Annotated in this window: 19 protein-coding genes and 6 pseudogenes; 7 read left to right on the forward strand and 18 right to left on the reverse strand. The window is 58.7% G+C overall.

Going from position 1 to position 20933, the window contains the following annotated elements; genetic code table 11:
- Positions 1-160 precede the first annotated feature (160 nt).
- Positions 161-1388: pseudogene (locus G6P99_RS09950) on the reverse strand (aspartate aminotransferase family protein); the annotation flags it as partial.
- 426 nt (positions 1389-1814) lie between these two features.
- On the opposite strand from G6P99_RS09950, the pseudogene G6P99_RS09955 reads away from it, so the two are divergent.
- Positions 1815-1910 (forward strand): annotated as a pseudogene (locus tag G6P99_RS09955) (GNAT family N-acetyltransferase); the annotation flags it as partial.
- A gap of 1510 nt (positions 1911-3420) precedes the next feature.
- Here the strand turns inward: G6P99_RS09955 and G6P99_RS09960 are convergent.
- From G6P99_RS09960 to G6P99_RS09970, 5 genes are all read right to left on the reverse strand, one after another.
- The gene (locus G6P99_RS09960) at positions 3421-3642 is read right to left on the reverse strand and encodes a hypothetical protein (protein WP_029085079.1); all 222 of its coding nucleotides are present in this window, start codon (positions 3640-3642) and stop codon (positions 3421-3423) included.
- A gap of 5 nt (positions 3643-3647) precedes the next feature.
- On the reverse strand, positions 3648-3917 hold the full coding sequence (locus tag G6P99_RS47500) for a hypothetical protein (protein WP_029085080.1): 270 nt from the start codon (positions 3915-3917) through the stop codon (positions 3648-3650).
- A 25-nt stretch (positions 3918-3942) separates the two neighbouring features.
- Positions 3943-4128 (reverse strand): DUF5677 domain-containing protein, encoded by a 186-nt coding sequence (locus tag G6P99_RS47505; protein ID WP_414645587.1) that lies wholly within the window; start codon positions 4126-4128, stop codon positions 3943-3945.
- Positions 4129-4166: 38 nt separating this feature from the next.
- Positions 4167-4592 carry a hypothetical protein gene (locus tag G6P99_RS09965; protein WP_156929100.1) on the reverse strand — a complete coding sequence of 142 codons (426 nt, stop codon included), beginning with the start codon at positions 4590-4592 and terminating at the stop codon, positions 4167-4169.
- Positions 4593-5145: 553 nt separating this feature from the next.
- Positions 5146-5412, reverse strand: a complete 267-nt coding sequence (locus G6P99_RS09970; protein WP_084518836.1) for a DUF3892 domain-containing protein — start codon at positions 5410-5412, stop codon at positions 5146-5148.
- Between the two features lie 1240 nt (positions 5413-6652).
- On the opposite strand from G6P99_RS09970, the gene G6P99_RS09975 reads away from it, so the two are divergent.
- Both G6P99_RS09975 and G6P99_RS09980 read left to right on the forward strand, forming a co-directional pair.
- Positions 6653-6778, forward strand: coding sequence for a hypothetical protein (locus tag G6P99_RS09975; protein WP_256434653.1), 126 nt, complete (start codon positions 6653-6655; stop codon positions 6776-6778).
- 302 nt (positions 6779-7080) lie between these two features.
- Positions 7081-7272, forward strand: a complete 192-nt coding sequence (locus G6P99_RS09980; protein WP_029085083.1) for a hypothetical protein — start codon at positions 7081-7083, stop codon at positions 7270-7272.
- Positions 7273-7348: 76 nt separating this feature from the next.
- On the opposite strand, the pseudogene G6P99_RS09985 reads toward G6P99_RS09980, so the two are convergent.
- From G6P99_RS09985 to G6P99_RS10020, 8 genes and pseudogenes are all read right to left on the reverse strand, one after another.
- Positions 7349-7931: pseudogene (locus G6P99_RS09985) on the reverse strand (transposase); the annotation flags it as partial.
- Between the two features lie 14 nt (positions 7932-7945).
- A pseudogene (tnpC, locus tag G6P99_RS09990) lies at positions 7946-9426 on the reverse strand (IS66 family transposase).
- 122 nt (positions 9427-9548) lie between these two features.
- A complete protein-coding gene (gene tnpB / locus G6P99_RS09995; RefSeq protein WP_092304020.1) occupies positions 9549-9905 on the reverse strand; it encodes an IS66 family insertion sequence element accessory protein TnpB in 357 nt (118 codons plus the stop codon).
- Positions 9902-10306, reverse strand: coding sequence for an IS66-like element accessory protein TnpA (gene tnpA, locus G6P99_RS10000; RefSeq protein ID WP_224741334.1), 405 nt, complete (start codon positions 10304-10306; stop codon positions 9902-9904). The genes tnpB and tnpA overlap by 4 nt, the downstream gene beginning before the upstream one ends.
- 114 nt (positions 10307-10420) lie before the next feature.
- Positions 10421-11117, reverse strand: a pseudogene (locus tag G6P99_RS10005) (IS256 family transposase); the annotation flags it as partial.
- Between the two features lie 403 nt (positions 11118-11520).
- Entirely contained in the window at positions 11521-11844 is a 324-nt protein-coding gene (locus G6P99_RS10010) for a helix-turn-helix domain-containing protein (protein ID WP_029085263.1), read from the reverse strand.
- A complete protein-coding gene (locus G6P99_RS10015; protein ID WP_334262130.1) occupies positions 11810-12028 on the reverse strand; it encodes a type II toxin-antitoxin system RelE/ParE family toxin in 219 nt (72 codons plus the stop codon). The genes G6P99_RS10010 and G6P99_RS10015 overlap by 35 nt, the downstream gene beginning before the upstream one ends.
- 298 nt (positions 12029-12326) lie before the next feature.
- Positions 12327-12536 (reverse strand): annotated as a pseudogene (locus G6P99_RS10020) (transposase); the annotation flags it as partial.
- A gap of 1239 nt (positions 12537-13775) precedes the next feature.
- On the opposite strand from G6P99_RS10020, the gene G6P99_RS10030 reads away from it, so the two are divergent.
- Together G6P99_RS10030 and G6P99_RS10035 are read left to right on the forward strand one after the other, a co-directional pair.
- Complete coding sequence (locus tag G6P99_RS10030; RefSeq protein WP_029085234.1) at positions 13776-14303, forward strand: RidA family protein; 528 nt, start codon at positions 13776-13778, stop codon at positions 14301-14303.
- Positions 14304-14551: 248 nt separating this feature from the next.
- A complete protein-coding gene (locus G6P99_RS10035) occupies positions 14552-14743 on the forward strand; it encodes a hypothetical protein (RefSeq protein WP_156929149.1) in 192 nt (63 codons plus the stop codon).
- Positions 14744-15277: 534 nt separating this feature from the next.
- Here the strand turns inward: G6P99_RS10035 and G6P99_RS10040 are convergent.
- The 4 genes from G6P99_RS10040 to G6P99_RS10055 form a co-directional block, all read right to left on the reverse strand.
- A complete protein-coding gene (locus G6P99_RS10040; protein ID WP_029085235.1) occupies positions 15278-15697 on the reverse strand; it encodes a globin domain-containing protein in 420 nt (139 codons plus the stop codon).
- 274 nt (positions 15698-15971) lie between these two features.
- Complete coding sequence (locus G6P99_RS10045) at positions 15972-17318, reverse strand: IS5 family transposase (protein WP_165128025.1); 1347 nt, start codon at positions 17316-17318, stop codon at positions 15972-15974.
- A gap of 168 nt (positions 17319-17486) precedes the next feature.
- Positions 17487-18341: a hypothetical protein gene (locus tag G6P99_RS10050; RefSeq protein WP_334261979.1), complete on the reverse strand. Its 855-nt coding sequence runs from the start codon at positions 18339-18341 to the stop codon at positions 17487-17489.
- Between the two features lie 172 nt (positions 18342-18513).
- Positions 18514-19053 (reverse strand): hypothetical protein, encoded by a 540-nt coding sequence (locus G6P99_RS10055; RefSeq protein WP_156929127.1) that lies wholly within the window; start codon positions 19051-19053, stop codon positions 18514-18516.
- 859 nt (positions 19054-19912) lie between these two features.
- Here G6P99_RS10055 and G6P99_RS47510 point away from each other — a divergent pair.
- Positions 19913-20254, forward strand: coding sequence for a transposase (locus G6P99_RS47510; protein ID WP_371261266.1), 342 nt, complete (start codon positions 19913-19915; stop codon positions 20252-20254).
- A gap of 16 nt (positions 20255-20270) precedes the next feature.
- Complete coding sequence (locus tag G6P99_RS10065) at positions 20271-20864, forward strand: Flp family type IVb pilin (RefSeq protein WP_165123022.1); 594 nt, start codon at positions 20271-20273, stop codon at positions 20862-20864.
- Positions 20865-20933 lie beyond the last annotated feature (69 nt).

The raw sequence follows: 20933 nt of genomic DNA on the forward strand, positions 1-20933 counted from the left end.
AAGATAGATATCGTAGCCGAGCGCTCTCTCGATTCGAGAAAGCGCAGCAATGACGCAGCGCCACGACCATCGTAATTAACACCTCGTGAACTCGAGACAGCATTCTCCACATCGTCCTCTCGTCACGGTGTGATCGTGGTGTGAACAAAGCAAGCGACGTGCCGGACTCGTGCAGCAACCGGCTCGCGATGCTGCCAACGTCGCCCGGAGTAGTAGCGGCGACTTTCCGTTTCTTGTCCAGCACCAGCTCGATTGCCGCAATAAGGCCAACGCCGCGGACCTCCCCAACGAGTGGATGGTCAACGAGCGTGCGCAGCCGTTCCTGCATGTAGGGCCCCGATGCGGCCAACGTTCGCAATCAGACCCCGCTCCTCGATGAGTTTGAGGTTTTCGAGCGCAACGGCGGCTCCGACCGGGTGACCCCGCCCGTGAAGCCATGAGCCAGCAGTCCAACCTTATTGCTCTCGTCCGCGATTGGTTCGAACATGTAGTCATTCATTATGATCGCCGATAGCGGAAAATAGCTGGAACTGCTTCGAAACTACAATTACATTGGGCGCGATGTTGCAGGTTTCGCAACCGAACATTTTTTTGGTCCAGCCAAAGCCGCAAATCACCTCATCAGCGACCAAAAGGATGCTATGCTTTTTTAGTACCCTTTGAATTTTGTCCCAGTAAGTTGGCGGCGGAACGATGACGCCGCCCGCGCCCACTACGGGCTCACCGAAGAATGCTGCGATGGTATCGGCACCTTCGCGCTGAATCAGCGACTCGAGCTCCTCGGCCCAACGCGTTGCAAAGGTCTCCTCCGAGTCGCCCGCACGGCTGTCTTTGTAGAAATGGGGAGAGCCCGTGTGCATAATGTTGGGCAGCGGCAGATCGAAAGAGCGGTGGTTGTCGGGAAATCCGGTCAGGCTTGCCGCACCGACCGTGACGCCGTGATAGCCGCGCAACCGGCTGATGACCTTCTTGCGCTGAGGCTGGCCCAATGCATTCGATCGGTAGGTGATCAGCTTCAACACCGTATCGTTCGCTTCCGAGCCGGAGTTTGTGAAGAACACCTTACTCATCGGCACCGGAGACATCTTCACCAGCTTCTCGGCAAGCGCGATGGAAGGCCCATTCGATCGTGAGGCGAAGGTATGATAGAATGGCAGGATTTGCATCTGGCGATGCGCGGCTTCGATAAGCCGCTTTTCGCGGAAGCCAAGACCCGCACTCCAGAGACCGGCCATCGCATCGAGGTAGCGTTTTCCTGCCGTGTCGAAGGCGTAGGGGCCCTCGCCGCGTTCAATTATGAGCGGCCCGGCCCGTTGGTGCGACCGTGCGTTGGTATAGGCGTGAAGCTGATAGGCCACATCTCGGGCCTGTTGAGAACTGGGCAGCATGGTCGGCGTCACATCATCGGTTCAGAATTGGATAGGGACCGGAGCATCATGTGGGGAAGCGCCGGTCCTTTCCCTGGCTTCTCTGGGCCTTGCGATAGTCGTGGTTGACGATCTCTTTAAAGGAATTCGCTTGTGCCTATGCCTGACCACAGGCTTAACTGGCGGCGACGCACTGTCTGGAAGTGATCACAGAGAGGGGACGATGTCCAAGCACGACAAAGCATCGGATTTCCGGGACGTGTTGGTCGCCGACGGCAGCTTCCATCAAGCTGCCGGCGGCGTTCAGGCCGTAGAGAGCCGGTGGTCGTAGCGCCGTGCACCGCGGTTACGTATTCGAGCCCACCACGTTCAGGCCGCCCGCTCCGCCGAAGGTGAGCGGGTCTTGTGTGTTCAGCACGTTATCCCAGCTGCTGCCGCGCGTCGTCATTTCGGCTCGTCACGACGGATGCGGACTTGCGCGCAAAGCTCGCATCCTACGGGGAGGGTGCGACTTACATGCTCCGCGATCTCGCTGCGACGTAATCTCCCTCCAGGGCCGCGGTCCCATGCCGAATCAACTTTGAGCGAAGGAATCAGAACCCGCTGATCAGGTACAGGACCCTAATCGTGTTAGCGAGGAATCGCTTCCACCGAATTGTCTCATCGGGATTTACTCCGCCAACTTTATGTTTCGTTCTTGGGCGTTCTGGCTGCCTGTCTTTGTTGATGCAGCAAATGCGGGCGCGTTTTGCTTGCGCCGGTGACGCGCTCCAGGTTCACCCAGAGCATTAGCGTAAACGGCTTGAAGCGCACGTAGCGTTAGGTTGTAAGATAAAGGGAATTTGCGGGCGCCGCCAGAGCCGATTTTGCGGGCGCCCCCGGAGCCGATCATGACGAAAAGATAAGAATGCTTCAGTTCTCAAATGGAGCTCCGCATGAACATGTTCGAAACGCGGCGTGAGGCAGCTGGGCGAGGGAGCCGACTTCGTTGTGTCGATTAATCATCGCGATGAACGTTTCCCGGCCCCGTTGGGTCCAGGCAAGAAGATACGTTCTGGCTAAGTATGATCCGACAGATCGGATCCATTGGCCGTGGTCCGTTTTGCGTTGTCGATGTGTGCAGCCAATGCCGTGGTGGACGGTAAAGACGCCTAGAACCGGAAGCTGTCAAAATCGCGGAGCGCGGGACGCATCGACGGAATGGTCGCACTAGCTATGGCAAAAGGGGCCGCACCGCTCGATGAAACCAAGCCGCCGCGCAAATACCAGTTGCTGTTCGCATAGAGAAGGAGATTTGCAATGAAGCTGTTCGATATGCATCTAGAATTCGGCCAATCCAACATCAGAACGCGATGCGATTCGGACAGATCGATGGAGTCTTGGCCGACTGGAACGCGACTCTCGATGAGAACGGCTTCCAAGGGGAAGAGCAGCGCCGGTCAAAATCGTCAGAATTCATCGTTGATCGATTGGGCGAAGACCTGCACCACAATAATCACGAGGTTCCTATGATTGCATCGCCGCGGCGCTGTTTCTGATCTCAACGGGGCCGATTGGCGCAACGGCGATGCCGTACCTTCGCCAGGGCGGTGTCGTCGTAATAAATGAAATCACCGAAGTTGGAGAGCGGAAGTACAATTTTCGAACCAAGTTCGATGAGAAGACCTCGGCATCGATGCAATTATACGATCTCGGTTCATCGGAGTCGCCTTCTACCACTTGGATCTACCGGCCATTGCCACACGATGAAGGGATAAGACTTCACGCCTCCGGCTTGGCCAAAATCTCGGCGATCGTTTCACCATACATGCAGCGCCAACCGTCGTCTGTCAGCCGCCAGCCAATTTCCCCTTAGTGACGAGCATTTGGGCCGGCTTCGATCAACCCCACTGCCACCAGGCCCTCAATGGTCTTCGTGCCGACGCCAGTCCCGAGTTCGGCTTTGATGTGGAAATTGACGTAGTCAACGTCATGCGGTCCAGCGCTTGGCGCTCCTTTGCCATGAGGAGTCTATGCATTGGTTCACCGCCTAAATGGCGCCGCCAGCCGTTGGCTACTCATGTTCACGCACTAATTGGTCGTGAGACGCTTGGAAGTTGTCAGTAATTTCCGTCAAGAGCTGGAACATCATCTTTACGCTGATCAAATTGTCCAAGGTCGGATTCAACATGTTCAGAACCGAAGAAACCTGCATCAATGATCGAGCGGTAGCGTGTCCGGGATCCGCCAAGCCGGCATTGCTGGGACTCGCCAGAAGAACCTTCATTTCGTCCATCAGCCCTAACTTGAACAGCACGCCCTTTGGATTTGCGTGAACATTATGGCTTGCCAGGCGATAGTAGGGACGAGGTGATCGAGCTCGACGGCCTCAAATATGTCTTCGATCTTCGGACTGGCCTTTTTTAGATGCTCAGCAGCCCAACCCTGCTGGGTCTTAAAGTTGCGTCCATACCTTGATAGCGCCGCCGCGTATTGGCTCTCAAGGTGTTGCATTTCTTCGTCGCTGCAGGGTTCTTGACCCAACTTTGTGCAGTGCTTTTGATACTGCAACGCCGCCCGGCGGGTCTCTACAACTTCATGCGCGAAATAGCGCTCCGCTAAAATCTTCCCCGTGTTCCCCGATCAGACTGGCCACCGCCGTCGCCTCGCGGAGCGTCCGCCATCTAGCCATAGCGGCATCAGCAAATCCTCCGCTCAGCAACCAGATGATTTCCTGGGTAAGCTGGCAGGATCGCGCGTGAAGCAGGCGGATGGCCGCCATCGAATAGGCGATTGGCTCTGGCTCTGACACGCCATGCGCTATGTTGTTTCCGAATTCGCTGGCAATTGTAACGAGCAATCGAGCTCCTCGAGTCCGGCTCCCCAACGCTCAGCGATCCTGCTCCGGAAGCCGTCCAAGCTGTCCTTCTGTTCCGTCGCGTGCTCTTGCCATCCCCGCTTAAGAGTGGAGAGCAATTGCGTCGAAACCTTCTCTGTGAAGTCGTTTGTCAGAGATGGAATTTGATCCTCAAGATCGCCAAGCCGTCGCGACAGCTCGTCTTCATCACGTCGATCAAATATTATCTCGACCGGCTCGCCGGCTCCCCCATCATCGACCGTCACCGCATCGACGCTGTTTGCTTGAAGGAGTCCGTCGACTAAGCTGGCGAGGTGATTTTCAGCTATATGCACGCCTTGCTCGCGAATCTTCTCCTGGATCAATTTGGCGGCCACTTCACGGGCCATGTCGTGAAGGCTTCGATTGAAAGCTTCTTGTATTGACCCCGAGTGGAGCGGCGGTGCAAACTTCATTTGGCGCGAGTGCATCGCTTAGACATCGTAACTTCCGTCGGGCAATTTCTTGCGTTTCGTCTTAGGAACTGGCTTAACTTTGGTCGTGTCAATTGTCGCCAGCTTTGGCTTGAATGTCTTTAAGGGCTTCCGCTTCGGTCCCGTTTTTGTTGTGGTGGCCACAGGCTGTTTCCCTTTAATGAATATAAGAAGGGAATGTGCCACAACCTAAGCGGGCAGGAAAGCCAAGGGCTGGGGCTCTCACGCCCGCCACTCCGCGGCTCGGCTTTCACTCGAACTTCCGCGCCATGGACGCATGCGTCCAATTCTTGATTTTGACCCAATGCGGGCATCGGCCGCCGCGGTATGGGCGATCGGAGCGCTTCGATACCAAGCCCTCAAAGCCGAACTCGCAGGCCTTCCGGAAGAGGTCCGGGCCGATCTCACCTTGCTCGAAGTCCGAGACAAAGATGCCCCTCCGGCCGGAGCGCGAGGGCCGACATGCTGGTCACGGGCAATCCGGAAGACTAAGAAGATTGTCGGGAAGAAAACGATTGTTCTCGGTATTGAGGTACTCGCGACCATCGTGTTTTTTGACGGTCACCTTGACCGTCTTGCCCTGCTCAGTGACCTCATAAGCGCTTTTGTCGCGTCTGACGTTTGCAATGGCTGTTTCTTCCGTGTCTTGCCATCCTGAACCACCGACTGCTTGAATGCGCCGATGGCGGTCTTGATGGTTAGGCAGCCTGGCAATGCAGGTAATGCGGCGAGTCATGGCTCACTCCGATTCGTCTCCAGCGGCGGAACGGCATCCAGCAAATCCCCAATCAACCAAGCGAGGATACACAAACTGGGGAGCAGCCTTATGGCCCGACGGGCGTCATTATTATCCGGACCAGCAGGACGGCGCTTAAGACCGCAAGGCCAATACAAATGCGGCCAAGGTTGAATAAGAACGGAAGTGTGATCGTTCGAACATGCCACGCTCCTCTTGTCCTTGACGCGAGCGGGTACCGCTCCTGCATTTGTATCCTAAACTCCATGCCGCGAGTTCTTTCTTTAGGCGTGCAAGCTTGGCGACCCCGGCTTCGGGATCGCGGCCTCTCACCTGGCGCTTTAGCTCTCCCGCGTCGCGACAAGGTCTCGTCTGAGAATGCCGACCCGTTTGTTGAGCGCGTGGCGCAACGCATTGCCCTCACATACCAGCAGACCGCTTGGACATACAATCCATCATGACCCGTTGAATCTGGACTAGTGTCATACTTTCGATCTGGGCAATGCGCTTCTTAACTCCGGCACGCAAGTTGGTAGTCTTTTTAGACATCGAACAGAGTCCTGATGCTCCACTGGACAGCCCGAATAGCTAACGGCGGTTCACCGTACAGCACCAACATTGGATCAGGCTCCTACCTATTCTAGGGGGCGCCGGCCGCCCGGATCGCGGTCGGCACCCGGCGCATACTCCTCCATTCTTCAAGTCAGAGGGACAAGCAGGACTCGATCGCGCCGGGGCGGGATGACAACCGAAGGACGGCTCACGTCATTTAAGGGGCAATCCGTTGTGCGGGTGAGCCTTGGTGTATGTCGTCCGGCAACGTCGTCGCCAAGGCTCTCACGTCCTCAGCGAATAGGCGTCTCTCCCGCGGGACCCTGGGGGCTTGGGGCAGCTCAAAAATACCGCAACCCCGTAGGATCCCGCATTGCCAAGCCTCCAATAGAGCAGCATGTTTCGTCTGGGATTCATTGGAGGGAGAACCGTAGTGATCTCGCAAGCGGACGTCGGAGCGGTCGGCCAATCATTCAGCCGTGCCGGACGATAGAAGAGCTGAGGCCGTTGCCGCGGAAATGAACGGCGCCGGGTTTAAGAATGTTGCGATCAGGGACACAAGCCGGCCCGCGAAATGAACAGTCGGTGAGCAGTCTTCTCTAGTATGGAATTGCTGCTTGCGAGACAGTGCGCTCTAGCTCTTCTACGGCACGTACAGCGCCCTTGGTTGACGGAAAGAAATGCGTCGGTGAGTGCGTCGATCTCGCCGTTCCAGCCATCGGCCGCGGGCTCGCGCGGCACGCCGCTGACGGTCACCACCTCGGATAGCTTGGGCACCTTGCCCACCGGCGCCGCGGTCAGACTCATCCACTGATAGGACCGATCCCTCGGGATCACCGAGCGCACGGCCGATGAAGGAGCAAAGCTTGCAGCCGTCTGGCGCTCTCCGCTTCTGTTGCCGTCTGCCGACCAGGGTGATCTGGTTGCTCTCGCTGTGGGTACGGTTTCGCTGTGGGGGACGGCCTGGGAGCACGACACGGGATACCGCGCGCAATTCGGGCGCGTGCGAACTGTCGATGATCTGTTGGTAGGTGAGGAGTTCGAGCGCCGCCAGACAGAGTGCGACCTACTCGATCTGGTACGAAACAACTACGGCTTAAAGAAAGGAGTAGCCACATGCTGTTCTTTGTCGATCTCGCCCTCGCGCCTCTGCAGTTCATGGCCTCGTTTTGCGACGAGATGGTGAGGCCGCTGACGCGATCGGTGCGCCCTGCCATCGCGGGCCCGGCCCAGATAATTCCTATCACCCCAGAGCGTCGGGCGCGCCGGAAGCGGAAGATTCTGCGTCGCCTGCAGCTCGGCTATTGAGGAGGCTGCGCTGATGACCGTGGGGATGTCCCGATTGGTGTTGAACTACGTCGGGCCGACGTTGCCGGAATGAATGTTACGCGGCCCTCGAGACGTGGGCAACGGGCTTGATCGTCATGCGATCGTGGTGAGCTTGAAGGGCCGCACGTAGAACCGACAATTGCTTATGCGCCTTCAATCGTCGAAAGCCCTTGTTGGCCTCGATCATGCCGGCCGCGACCCATCGCAAGGCCATACCGGCATCCCGGCAGCGTTCGGCGTTGCGCGTGACGCGGCGAATGGTGCCCATCATGTTCTCGGCGATGTTGGTCCAGGCGAGCGATCGACGAAGCTCCTTCGGCCGCTTCAACCGGACGACAGTCAGGATTTCGTCGAGGCCTTCGAGGATGCTGGCCGCTACGCCGGGGCATTGCTGGTCGAGTCGACGCGCGAGATTGCGGATCAATTTTTCAGCCTTGTCGGCGTCATCGAGCTCCCAGGCCTGGCGCAGCACCCGACGGGTGGCCGCATGATGCTCTTTCGGCAGGCGTTCCATGATGTTGCGCGCCTTGTGGATCTGGCAGCGCTGGATCGCAGCGGCCGACGAAGGTGCGGCGGATCGCCTTCGACAACGCTTTCGCGCCGTCGGCGATGAACAGTCTTGGCACCGTCGGGTCGAGCGTAAGCGCTGTTTTCAGGCCACAGCTTTGAGGTCGTGACGGCAATAGGCCCACGGCAGCAGGTGATCGATCTCGTTATTCGGATGACCGTTGACGATCCTGGTGAGCGCGTCGGTCAAGTAGGCAAGCGGATCGACATCGTTCAGCTTACAGGTTTCGACCAGGGAGGCGATGATAGCCCAGTGCTCGGCACCACCGTCGGAGCCTGCGAACAGCGCATTTTTCCGGTTGAGCGTGATCGGACGGATCGAGCGCTCTACGGCGTTGTTGTCGAGCTCGATACGGCCATCATCGATAAAGCGCGTCAGGCCCTCCCAGCGTGAGAGCGCATAGCGGATGGCGTCGGCCAGCTTGCCCTTTTGGCTGATCAACGCGAGCTTTGCGCGGAGCCACTGCTCGACGGCTTCCGCCAGCGGTCGGCTTTTCTGTTGCCGAACGAGACAGCGCTCCTCGGCGCTACGGCCACGGATGTCCTTCTCGATGGCATAGAACTCGGCGATATGCTTGAGCGCCTCGCCCGCAATGGGCGCGGGACCGGGGGCGGCGAGTTCGTAGAAGTTACGCCGCATGTGGGACCAGCAGAATGCAAGCTGAACGTCGCCACGCTCGGCCAGCTTGCCATAGCCAGCATAGCCATCGACCTGCAGGATCCCCTTGAAGCCTGCCAGATGGGCGATTGGTCGGTCGGCTTTGCGATCGGGAGCATAGACATAGGCGACGCCCGGCGGATCGGCGCCGCCCCATGGCTGGTCGTCCGCTGCATAGGCCCAGAGCTGACCGGTCTTGGTGCGCCCTCGGCCGGGATCGAGCACCGGCATCGTCGTCTCGTCGGCGAACAGCTTTGGCCGTCGCCTGAGCTTGCCGAGGAGGCGCTCATGCAACGGACGCAGGTGGAAGGCTGCTTGTCCCACCCAGTCCGCCAGCGTCGAACGATCGAGCTCAATGCCCTGGCGGGCGTAAATCTGAGCCTGCCGATAGAGCGGCAGGTGATCGGCATATTTGGACACCAGAACCTGGGCGACGGTTGCTTCGGTCGGCAGTCCGCCCTCGATCAACCGGGCCGGGGCCGGCGCCTGCATGACACCGTCCTCGCAAGCGCGGCAGGCGTATTTGGGACGCCGGGTAACGAGGATCCGGAACTGCGCCGGGACCAGGTCCAGCCGCTCGCTTCTATCCTCGCCGATCCGATGTAACTCGCCCTGGCAGCAGGGACAGGTCTTGTCCTCGATGTCGACGACGACTTCGATCCGCGGCAGGTGCGCCGGCAAGGTGCGCCACGGTTGACGCGGCGCCTACCGGCTTGCACCTCACGGCCTTCAGGTGCGCTGACGTCCTGCGCCGTCTCGCCGTACGCTGCCACCTGCTCGACGTCTTCTAGGCCCAGCAGCATCTGATCTTCAGGCAGCGTCTCTGCCCGCCGGCCAAACCGATGCCGCTGCAATTCCTTGATGATCTGACGCAGCCGTTCGCTCTCGCACCGCTCCGCAAGCAGCATCGCTTTCAGCGTCTCGGGATCGTCAGGCAGGGCGTCGCTCACACCCAATTCAGAGCATATTCGCCGCCAACTGGCGACGCGTCCGACGCTCCTGATTCACTTCGCCGCAGCACCGCCAACAACTATCCCGCTTGTGTTGGCGCCGGCGTCGCCCGTGCTTCATGCACAAGCCGCCAGTCGAGCCCCTCCAGCAGCGCCGACAATTGCGCCGCCGACAGACGCATCACACCGTCCTCGATCTTCGGCCAGCGGAAGATTCCATCCTCCAGCCTCTTGGCGAACAGACACAAACCCGTTCCGTCCCAGAACACCAGCTTGATCCGATCCGCCCGCTTGGCCCTGAACACATAGACAGCTCCCGAGAATGGGTCAGCCCCCATGCTCTCGCGCACCAGGGTAGCAAGCCCCTCCATTCCCTTGCGGAAGTCTACCGGTTTAGTCGCCACCATCACCCGGACCGCACCCGACGGACCGATCACTGGCTCGCCTTCAGCGCCTGGACGATCGACGCAATCATTGTTGGGTCGGCACCACGACCGGCCCGGATCGTGATGCCGTCAACTTCGATCTCGATGATCCCGGAATCCGTCTTGGCCTTGCAGCGCACCGCTTTGCGCTCACGGCCAAGAGCGGGCGCCGGCACTACGGCATCCACCACCGCCGGCACAAACTGTACTTCTTCCACTTCGGAATGACCGCCCGCAGCTTCTCGCAACTGACGGCGCCAGCCAAACAACTGCTGCGGCGACAATCCATGCCGTCGCGCTACCGAACAGACCGAGTCGCCGCTCGCAACGATCTCCGCAACAATCCGCGCCTTGTCCTCGTCGCTCCACTTCCGCCGACGGCCGGCTCCAGTGAAGACCTCAAGCCGCCTCACCGGCTCCGTGATAGCACTATGCACTGTGTCCATTCTAAGCCTAACGGTTCAAACAAACCGCAGACTCGCAGATCGCCCCGTCAACCGGTAGGTGGCCGCTGAACAGCGCTTACGGTCGAGCCCGCGCGAGACCAGGTTGTCCAGCAGGGCCTGAACCGTTGCGGCATTCTGGGTCGCCCCTTCCACCAGCGCCAGCGGATGCTTGTTGCCTTCGCCGTCAACTCCGATCGCGGCGACCAGCACGAGATCGTCGCCGAGATGCAGCCCGTCGATTTGGACCACCAGAAGGTCGAGCGCGGACTGATCGGCAGCCATGAAGTCAGCCAGCCGCGCCGCCGACAGCGCTACGAATCTCCGCGAGGCCGCCGACTTCGAAACCCCCGATCCGGGCGGTGCCGGCACGTCACCTTCGGGCAGCCGGACGGCGCGGCCGAACCGGCGCGTCGACACATTGATCAGCATCAGGTTCATCGCCCAGCGACCGAGCCAATCCTCCTGCGCCGCCGTTTCCCAGCTCGGGATCGTGACCTCGCGGCCATCCACGCCCCGGACCCGCGGGCGCTCGACCTCGATCTTGCCGCCGTGGAAACCGATCCGTCCCCGCGTTCGGCCCCAACGGTGCGCCCGCCGCGCCGCATCGCGACCGTGGCGCGGCCCGCAGGCCGCCGTCACATCCGTCTCCATCATCGTGCCGAGCGCCTCGATCCCTGCCGCAAGGCAGAACCGATCGAAGCTCGCCCGCACTTCTGCAAACGCTTCGTCCAACAGCCCCGGTCGCCGGCGAACCAGCCGGTGTGATATCTCTCGTCATGGCGTTGCTCTCCTTTGTGGAATCAGCACCCCGAGCCTACCGGCTCAAGGTGGGCAACGCCGACCTCTTCAGAAATTCAACAGAACCCGGGACATCCCCGATGACCGTCGCGGAATTGGTCGCCCTCTTGCTCACAAAACCGCAGGATTTGCCGGTTGCCTATAGTCTTTGCTCCGAGCAGTGCCTGCTGAGCGTTGATATGCGATGCATCGTCGGTCTTGTCGGTGACGGTGAGCCCTACGTTGCACTTTGTGCAGGTGGCCGTGAGCGCGTCGTTAGACATTCGTTATGGTTCCGTTGAAAGAGAGGCCGCAAGGCTGCGGCCGCCCGATCAGAGTATACAGAGGCGCACGCGACATCGGCGCGGATATAACAAGGGCCGCTCAAATGGCGACCCTTAGCATTACGAAAATTCGAACTCAAGCTTCGCTTTGGTTTTCGGCTTTGCGTCCGAAACTACAATGCGCACGTTTTCTCCCAGCGCGTTGAGAAGGTTGAATAGACGCTCATATGAAAATCCGTCAAAATTCCCACGCATCAGTCGCGACACATCGGGCTGCGCAATCCCGATCACCTTCGCGGCCTGTGATTGTGTGAGCCCCTTTGATCGAATGATCGCGGCAATGCCGAGCACAAGGTCAGCCTTGGCAAGATGCATTTCTGCATCCGGCACGCCGATGTCGGCGAAAACATTACCGCTGCCTTTTGTGCTTCTTGCCTTGCTCATTTGCTTTCTCCGCGTGTAGCTCGATTGCTGTCTTCAGCCGAGCGCGTATCAGATCCTTATCGCTCTCGGATGTCTTTTTGCCTTTGGTGGATTTCTTTTGAAAGGCGTGGAGTACGTATATGGCGCCTTTCAGCTGAACCGTGTAGACAGCCCGGAACGGGTCTCCATCAAAATTAGACGTGATTTGGAGGACGCTAGCTCCGCCAAAAACCTTTCAGCGGCTTTACATTTTCACCTTTTTCGCCCTTCTGGGCAGCGCGGAGTGCAAAACCGATCTCCTTCTTGCAGGGAAGGGGAAAGGCGGAAAGATCTTCAAGCGACGAGCCGACGAACTCGAGGGAAACATCCACCTTGCTTTCGGATGCCTTTATAGCAGATTTACTATTGGCCATGTCAACGGAAATGTTTGGGGTTTGGTTCCCAGGAAAATTTGCGGCGAATCCGGTTGTTTGGCGCGTCAGATACAATCGCAATGGTGGCGCGACCGCAACGGAAGCAGCCAGCCAGGCTTGGGCGGTCGCGAGCTCACGATCCGGCAGCAAGGTGACGACCCGGCGCCTTTCCAGGTTGCAGATGATACTGGCGTATCGGTGATTGCGCCGCCAGGCCCAGTCATCAATGCCTATAACCCTGAGCGGGTCGGACGGCGAACGGCTGCGGCGTCGCACGACACGCAGGAGCGTGTCCTTGCTCGTAGCACGCACTCTCTACAACAAACCCACGCGGCACCAGCCTGGAGCGGTGGAGTGCTTGCTGCATGGCGCTGATTCTTCCCGCAATTAATGCGCCAGAGATCCCTCGAACTGCATCAAAAGTGATGGTGTGGAACGGCCCTTCGAACCGGCATCAAAAGTGCCTAACGTGGTCGCTTCGAGAGGCGCCACAAGGGAAGGACCGTTCCAATGGAGAAGATTATCACAGTAGGTTTGGATTTGGCTAAGTCGATCTTCCAAGTGCACGGGATCGGCAACGACGGGAGAGTATATGAGTCAGAGCCAAATTTGAACGCCGAATGAGAGCGAGAAATGCGTCTTCGTGATACTGCTGGTCATGGCGTGGTCTCCGATCCGGCGATCCAACGCCGGATGATTCGAGGTTGATCACCTCGGAGACTACGCCACCTTCAAATCCAGCCAATCCCGCGACGGGGGCCCGGCGCTCGATGAGGCGGGACTGACGACGTTCCAGTTCGTCCTGCAGGATCAGGGAGAAGGTCTCGAGGAATGGCTGGTTTGGCGCCCTGCGCCTGCAGCACGCGCGTCTGCAGCGTGTCGCGGACGCCTGACAGGCACAGCTGTCGCAGGCAATGTTCAGTTCCCGGCATGGTCAGCACCCACAAGACCCACTAGCGAACGGATGGGCGAGCTACAGAATCTACTCACGAAATGATCAGCACGGCCCGTATACAGCCGATCTGTAGAACAATGACGATCCGGCATTGTAAGCTGGTGACAAAAGTCCAACTCGATGGACGATGTACTACGTGGGGGCGGACTGGAACTTCCACAAAATGACTGGCTGAATGACAAGCAGATGGATCGGTTGGGCACGCTTGAGGCAGACGCGAACTGCGGTATCAGCTATTGCTCCATAGAGCCATCATATGGGCGGTCATTTACGGTGTGACACGCAGGCGAACGCTTGTGTTTTCAGTTTTTACTTCCGTATAGCGTTGGAGGCCTGGCGGAGAGCGTCGCAGAAGGTTGTGAACCGCGAGTGCCTTGGGCAGCACAACAAGACAGACCGCACGGGAGAAAGGTTCCGGAATGCTCGTCCTACCCCAAATGGGAGGTGACCCGCGCAAATCAATCGCCCACACTACTCTTAGTCAAAGGGTCCAGAAGCTTTGAGTCAGTGACGGCCACACAGCGGATGCTGCCGGTAGGTCCGCTTTAGAGAAGTACGTTGACGGGTAAGTGCGGGGGCGCTCGATGAGGGAATTTGCGGGATTGATCGCCTTTTGTTTGGTGACCTTAGCTTCAGCATTTGACGGCGCGCAGGCGGAGAATTCGTCGAGTGCGGAGGCTCGCTTGAGAGAGAAGAACATCACGCTGCCGGTTGAGGCCGCTCCGGTCGGTAGCTACGTCAACGCGGTACAAGTTGGAAATCTCTTGTTCATGGCGGGCAGTGTTCCAGGCGGTTTGAAGGGTAAGCTCGGACGGGATCTGACTGTCGAACAAGGTTATGAAGCCGCGCGGCAGGCCGGCTTGATCATGCTGGCAAAAGTGCGCGCGGCGCTGAGCAGCCTCGATCGGGTGAAGCGCGTGGTCAAAGTGGTCGGTATGGTGAACTCGGCCGACGACTTCGGTGACCAAGCCAAGGTGGTCAATGGATATTCCGACCTAATGGTCGAGGTGTTCGGCGAGTCGGTTGGTAAGCATGCTCGCTCCTCGTTGGGCGTGGCGGCGCTTCCGCGCCAAGCCCCGGTCGAAGTCGAAATGATCCTTGAGGTAGAGTAGCTTTGTCGGCGGTCGCGATCTCGTTACACAATGCGCTTGGCTAAAGGAGATGCAGCGCGAGGGTTGAAGATATCCGCTCTGCCGACGTGACGTCTTTGTCGGTTCTTATGGCAGAATAAAGCGCTGACGCACGCATCACGCGCATCAAAGGACCCTGCGTTTAGCGTGGTCGGGAATCTGTGCAGCAAGCACGAGGCCAATATCATAAGGGCGTACAGGCCTTGCGGTTGGCGGACCAGGAGGTTACCATGAAACAACTCGCTACAATCATTCTAACGACATCAGCTCTGCTGTGTCTCGCTGTTGTTGTACCGATCAGCGATGCGTTCGCCCAACAGACACAGCGTGCATCCTACAAAGTGGGCGCGGAAAATACCAAATACACACAACAGCAGTTTCTCGACGTCGGCGACGTTGCTGGCCATCAGGTGCGATTTTGAAATTCATCGTATCTTTTCGACTAACGCCCCTGTCGTCAATGGATTGAAGATCAAGGAAACGTGGACGCGTTGCGTTTCCGATTACGTCGACAATAATGGCACTGCCAGCATATACCCAGCATATACAATGTCTATGTTGTCGAAAATGGCGACAAGTTCTTTACCCGCGGGACAGTGCTTGCTCATAGCGCCGGGCTGGGAAAGCTTAGCAACACGACTGTCGCCTACATCACGGAAGGTACGGGAACGCTAGCTAGCATTCGGGGAATTGCGCGAACAACCGGCCACGCCGATCCCAAAGTAGGTGTAAATGAGACACAAGTCGAGATCGAATATTCGATCGGCAAGTAGTTGCGGATTTCATTTCTCCGCAGGACTCATCGAAGCGCGTTTGCGTGAGTTTCCAATTCAGCGAATCTCGGAACGTCAGCTCAGGAGCACGAGCACTGTTCGCGCGACAAGGTTTTTTCGTGTGTCTCCAGCCGACCGGAGATCCACGATTGGGTCACGAATTAGGCTTCTCGCCCGCCGTTGTCAAAACGAACTCTGCCGGCCGGCCGCGCGCAGCATCTCGTTCTGGGCGGTGGCGTAAAGCGTCCGCCACGATTCCCTCAGCTCGGGGGTGAAAGAAGGGCCGAATTTGCAATCAAAGCTCCACATCAACGCCTCGCCCATTGCGACGAAGTGCGATGGCTGAACGCCAAGTCTGGCGTGCTTGTGACCTGAAAGCGTGATCAGCGATTGGAACATCGGTCTTTCGTCGAGCGAGGCGACCAGCGCGGTGATCATATCCAGCACCTTCATCCGCTGCTGCTCGATATCGCCGCCGAATATATCTCTTGCATCAGGAGCTAGTTCAACGAACCTGTTGTAGCACAGGTCAGCGAGGTCGCGACGGATCGGCCACATCGCGTCAAACGATAACCTGATAAGGTCGACCTGCTCGGGCGTCATTGGTTCAGACGAGCAGGCTCGTAAAGAATGGTTTTGTGATCTCAGCGACTGACGGCTCCTTTCGTGAGAAGTGACGACGGAGATAAATTGGTGTTTGCAGTTCCAGCAGCGCCAAAGATCCTGAACTTCGTTTGCATTGACGCGCTCATGCCACTCGCGGGTGACTAACCCAGAACCACAGCGAAGGCATTCTTTGTGATGTGGCATTGAGATTGGTGTCATGTAGAACCTCGTTTCGTATGCACAAGCGACGCATACGGTAGAAAGTCGTCGGTTAAGAAGCCGATTTGAGTGGTGTGCGGTGGCTGGTGACTGAGAAGAAGGCAGCCAGGAAGAGGTACCAAAGAGCCCTTAGCCAGGCGAGGATGCGGCGGAAGTTGTAACCGACGGCGGAGAGGATGACGTTGGCGGTATCGCCGGCGCGGCCTTTGAGGTAGCAGCGGCCGAGGTGTCCGTCAGCCTTCAAATGGCCGATCACGGGCTCGATAGCGGAGCGGCGCCGCAGCTGGCGCTTGATAGTGCCGAAGACGCCGCGCTTCTGGCCGGAGATGAAGACGCGGCGCGGGTTCTGTGCGTCATGGCCGCGGTATCCCTTGTCGACAAAGGCGCACTCGATCGCGCAGCCGGTGAGTGTCTCGGTTCGGGCGATGACGTCCCGCAGGGTGTGACCGTCGTAAGGGTTATCGGGCAGCGCCTTGGCGTGCAGCACGAACTGGCCGCCGGGAGCAGGCCGGTTGTTGGTGACGATGGAAGCCTTCACGCCGAACTCGTAAGGCGCGCTGGCGTTGCCCTTGCCGATGCACTCCACCTCGGGGGCATGGAAGGAATACAGCTTCCAGCCGCGCTGGCGCTGCTGCTGCGAGCGAATCTGCGTGGCCCGGCTCAACGGGAGTGCGAACGCCTCTTCGAGCGCATCCTGGCCTTCGATCTTGCGGCGGATGTCGCGGATGATCCGGCCCAGGCGGCTGCGCAGGATGCGCAACTGCCGCTGGTGCCGCTTGAACTGTTTGGCATGGGCGTAGCGTCCCGCCATCATCGCGGTGGCCTTGGCGATCCGAGAATAGGATTGCCGCAGCCGCACTCCGTGCTTCCTCGCTAGGCGGTTGAGCCCCTGGATCGCCGCATGCAGCAGCTTGGCATCGGTCGGAAAGGTGATGGCCTTCGGCTGCACCGTGGTGTCGACCGTGACCCGCTCAAGGTCCTTGCCGCGTAACGCGCCGACGTCGTGCGCCACCCGCAGGCTCTCGGCCAATAGCAGTTCCAGTCTGTCGCCGAGCCGCTTGCGCCAATGGCTCAGGTCCGAGCGCTCGTGCGGGAATGCGTGCTGGAAGAACTCTTCGCCAGTGAAGTACTGGAAATACGGGTCGTGGACCCAGCGTTCGCATACCCCCTCATCGGACAGCCCGTAAATGTGCTTGAGCAACAACAGCCCGATCACGAAGCGGGTCTCAATCCCCGGCCGGCCGTTCTCGCTGTAGAGCGGCGCGATCTCGCCGTCGATCCAGTCCCAATCGATCTTGCCGGTGAGCCGGACCAGCTCGTGCTTCAGATTGATGATCTGGTCGAGCCGCGCCCGGAAAAAATCGTTCGCTCCCGTCGTTTTGTGCTTCTTCGGCCGCATCGTGCCCTCCGATGCGGACAGGGAATCATGCTTCGCCCGTCGAGGGAATCTCGAAAACGAAATTGCAAGCTTCCGATGCACAAAACACCAAAACCTTGCAATCTCAGAACGTCATTCCAGCCAAATTACGATTCCAGATCAGTCGCCTGGAAGCTTCTTAACGGGCGACTAGAAAGGCGATAATTTGTAAGCCATCACTTGCGCTTCCTTGAGCAGCTGTGCTGGATCAGATCTCCGTTTCAAGGCTCGTGCCGATAAGCGAGCATACTGTGACCGACAGCATGCTGGAAACCGGTCAAAGAGGGAGCGCCGGAGCGGGTCACAGTGTCTTGAGGTATTCACGCAACGCCTTTTGTCTTGGTCGCTTAAACTGGTCCCGTACTCGTGTCCGCATCGGCTATTGCCAGAATTGATATTACTACAATCCGTGACGGACAGAGTTTCGCTCAGCGGCTCCTGGGTGGCAGCAAGACCAACGTTTTCAATGTCGTATTTCCGTCCAACGCTAAACTGCGATTTGCGCTCCCCTGATGGCTTGAGCAATTCCGCCAGGGTAGGGACCGAGCCGTTATGAAGATAAGGTGCGGCGGCCCAAATACCCTGCAGAACACGAGCCTCGTAGGCGCCCCACGGAGGGAGCCGACTCCGAGATGCTCTTTCTGCTCCCTGCCGCTTGGCCTTTTTGATTGCTTCGGAGGTGCTGGCAGTATCGAAAGCCGTTAGCAAATCCTGCAGCGTTGGTGGTAGTCGCACCAGCCCCAGAGAATCCGGTGTGTCCGACGATCCCGGGTCTGGCGCCGCTGCCACCCGTGCGTTAGTGGAAGGCGCGGCGCCGGCCAACAGGTGTTCTGCGATCGAACCAATGACCGAGCTCGCAAGAATGTTAAGGACCTCATCGTTCTCCTTGAGTGGGACGGTCGCGAAGGGATGTACGCTCCCTTCAGCACGCCCGTCTTCGCTTTCCAGGCGAGGACGTCGTATTCTCGTGTATCGGTACCAACGTTCTGGACCGTAGTCCTCCATGTTTTGATGAATGGAATGCGTTGCTCTCCGTCTTCAATCCCGTGGCATTCGCGACATCCCCCTTCAGCGGAATCCCTTTCAAAAATAGCCTTGCCTCGTGGGGCTAAAGCAGCGTCAATCTTCCAGGGCCATTTCGGAGGGCCGATTCGCTTCACCAAGTTTTCAAGCTCGCTCAGGCCGTCGAAATTGGCGGAGTTATTGTCGAGGAAATTGATGATCGCGCCCTGACGCTTCGGCTCGAACGTAGCGAATACCCCCAGAACCTCGCCAACTGTCGACGAAGATCCGCAACATCGGCCGCATCCGGCGTTGCGGACCGCAGAACAGCTGCAGCAAACGGAGCGAACGAGCTGTCGCTGGCGATCACGTCGCCGACTGCCTTGTCCAGATCGCCAAGCAGTGCGTAGAAGTCTACAAACCCCGGACCGCCATCCACCCGATACACCTTGCCGTCAACTTCGATCTGGCGCGAGTGACATGCCGAGCAGGTCATTCCGACGACCTGGAAGTCTTGAGGGCCAGAAGCGTGAAAGCCGACGGGAAGGTTGGCCGTGTTTGCAGGATTCCGTAGATACCCGTACCGTGACAAGCCATCCGCGAGGAACGGCTGTCCGTTCGTTTGCTTCAGGGCCTGCATCCAAGATAACGAAATCGAACGCGAACCCTGATCGCGCGAATAGAAATCCGCTCTCGCTGCCGCGGTCCAATCCATACCTTGGTCAACTTAGATAGGGTTGGCGTCGGTACCCTGAGCGCTCGATCTTGTCGTGACGAAACGTTAAGGCAATTAGAATGAGAGTACGGAGCATCGTGTGGCCTACCGCTTCCATTGTCAAAATCGCCCGAAGAGACGTTCGCCGAAACTCCACGCCGTTTCCGGCAAACTTGGGCTCGCCTTTCGGCTTGCAGGTCGCCTGATCTTTGGTCATTAGAGGGCGCTGTCCAACTAAGTTCAACCTACCAAGTCTTGGGAGAAGGCACCGGTTAGCGGTGTATCGGTAGCCTTACTAATCGCAGAACCTGCCGTAGCGAATCAGACCGACGCCGATTTGTCTCCAGAGACTGACGATCGCTTTGGAGGCCTGGCTAGGTATTGGCGTGCGCTGCCGGGCAACATGCGTCTCACCGCATCGGGGTATCAAAGTCTCGGACCGTGAAATCGTTGGCCAAGCTCTCGTCTGAAAAGCACAAAGAGTCTTTGGGCAGACCTCTTGTTGCTGATTCCGCAACGAGCGCGGTACGGTACGATCGATCATCGCACCGGATCTTTGTGTGTAGGGCGTCGACAATTCATCAGCATCAGCCTCATCGCCCAGGGGCCAGTCCTCTTGCGCCGCCATTCCCCAGATCGTACGTGCGGGGACATAGGGACATAGGGGCGGGCGGCGCAAGCGCATCTGCACCTTCGATCGCAACGAATTTTCGTCGCAGGTCGTGTTACGTCGCCCAAGGCCCCGCATCCCCTGACCGATCGGGTTGGATCAACGTAACCGGCATGAGGCCCCCACCTCGCCATCGTGAGGCTCGGCTGCGATACAGCCTGGCATGAGCTGATCGGTGGAGGTGCAACGATGGCAAATACCATGCTTCATGCCAGGCAGGAAGGTGATTCCTATCGTCGGGTCGAGGTGATCACCGGACAGCGGCGGCGATGCACGGGCGAAGAGAAGGCCCGGATCGTAGCGGAGAGCTTCGAGGAGGGGGCGAACATCTCCGAGGTGGCGCGGTGCAATGGCGTTGCCCGCGGGCTGCTCACGGTGTGGCGACACCAAGCTCTCCGGGGTAATCGAGATCGAGATGAAATCCAGCTTCGTGCACCGCGTCCTGAATGCGATCACGTCGTGTACCTGGAGCCGGCTGTTCAGGTCGCCTTCGTCAAGTTCATTGAGCGTATCGTGGAGGGCCGCAAATGACCGAGCGGCTGGCACGTTGATTGCGGAGGCGCAGCGGCTCACTGCGCTGAAGCGCGAGAAAATCGAGTTGGTCGTCGCCGAGACGGCCCGCAGCAGTGAAGCCATCGACCTCGATGCTATCGACCACATGCACGACAACCCAGTGACGGACGACGACTGCGAAGTGATCGCGTTTGATCGCCATCGTCTTGCGCAACGTCTTCCGCTGCGGATGCCGAACCTGGGAGCCGTGATCCTGCCCTTCGTCCCGGATCAGCGTGGGGTCACCTCGATCCAGTACTCGATCCTCTGCGCCGGGATCGCGCTCGCCATCGTCTCCTCGCTCGGCGGCACGCTGGGCGCGGCGTTTCAAAGCATCTCGGCATACCTCGGGGGGGGGGAGATGGAGAGCAAAGAGATCATTCGACAGACGGCGACCGAGTTCATTGAGGCGGTTCGTGCCGGCCTCGTTCAATACATCGAAGAGCACATAGGAGCGTCAATTGATGGCCGGTTCTTGGTGAATACGAGGCGACGATATCCGGTGCTCCCGTCCGTGTCGTTTCGGCTTGAGGAGGACAGGGGTATGTCCGTCACGCCAGAACGCCAAGCGCTACACCTAGCTAGCTGAGGTCTGGACCGTTCTCTCAGCGGCCCGCGATCTTGGATATATCGTTACGCACTTGGTTGCGCGCCGCAT

The organism is Bradyrhizobium sp. 6(2017) (genome assembly GCF_011058295.2).
Classification (GTDB): domain Bacteria; phylum Pseudomonadota; class Alphaproteobacteria; order Rhizobiales; family Xanthobacteraceae; genus Bradyrhizobium; species Bradyrhizobium septentrionale.

Excerpts from the sequence above, each read along its gene's own strand:
- G6P99_RS09960 (WP_029085079.1), bottom strand. The coding sequence starts at position 3,642 with ATGGACGAAATGAAGGTTCTTCTGGCGAGTCCCAGCAATGCCGGCTTG.
- G6P99_RS47505 (WP_414645587.1), bottom strand. The coding sequence starts at position 4,128 with ATGGCGGCCATCCGCCTGCTTCACGCGCGATCCTGCCAGCTTACCCAG.
- G6P99_RS09965 (WP_156929100.1), bottom strand. The coding sequence starts at position 4,592 with ATGGCCCGTGAAGTGGCCGCCAAATTGATCCAGGAGAAGATTCGCGAG.
- G6P99_RS09970 (WP_084518836.1), bottom strand. The coding sequence starts at position 5,412 with ATGACTCGCCGCATTACCTGCATTGCCAGGCTGCCTAACCATCAAGAC.
- G6P99_RS09980 (WP_029085083.1), top strand. The coding sequence starts at position 7,081 with ATGCTGTTCTTTGTCGATCTCGCCCTCGCGCCTCTGCAGTTCATGGCC.
- G6P99_RS10010 (WP_029085263.1), bottom strand. The coding sequence starts at position 11,844 with ATGAGCAAGGCAAGAAGCACAAAAGGCAGCGGTAATGTTTTCGCCGAC.
- G6P99_RS10030 (WP_029085234.1), top strand. The coding sequence starts at position 13,776 with ATGAGGGAATTTGCGGGATTGATCGCCTTTTGTTTGGTGACCTTAGCT.
- G6P99_RS10035 (WP_156929149.1), top strand. The coding sequence starts at position 14,552 with ATGAAACAACTCGCTACAATCATTCTAACGACATCAGCTCTGCTGTGT.
- G6P99_RS10040 (WP_029085235.1), bottom strand. The coding sequence starts at position 15,697 with ATGACGCCCGAGCAGGTCGACCTTATCAGGTTATCGTTTGACGCGATG.
- G6P99_RS10045 (WP_165128025.1), bottom strand. The coding sequence starts at position 17,318 with ATGCGGCCGAAGAAGCACAAAACGACGGGAGCGAACGATTTTTTCCGG.
- G6P99_RS10050 (WP_334261979.1), bottom strand. The coding sequence starts at position 18,341 with ATGGAGGACTACGGTCCAGAACGTTGGTACCGATACACGAGAATACGA.
- G6P99_RS10055 (WP_156929127.1), bottom strand. The coding sequence starts at position 19,053 with ATGGATTGGACCGCGGCAGCGAGAGCGGATTTCTATTCGCGCGATCAG.
- G6P99_RS47510 (WP_371261266.1), top strand. The coding sequence starts at position 19,913 with ATGGCAAATACCATGCTTCATGCCAGGCAGGAAGGTGATTCCTATCGT.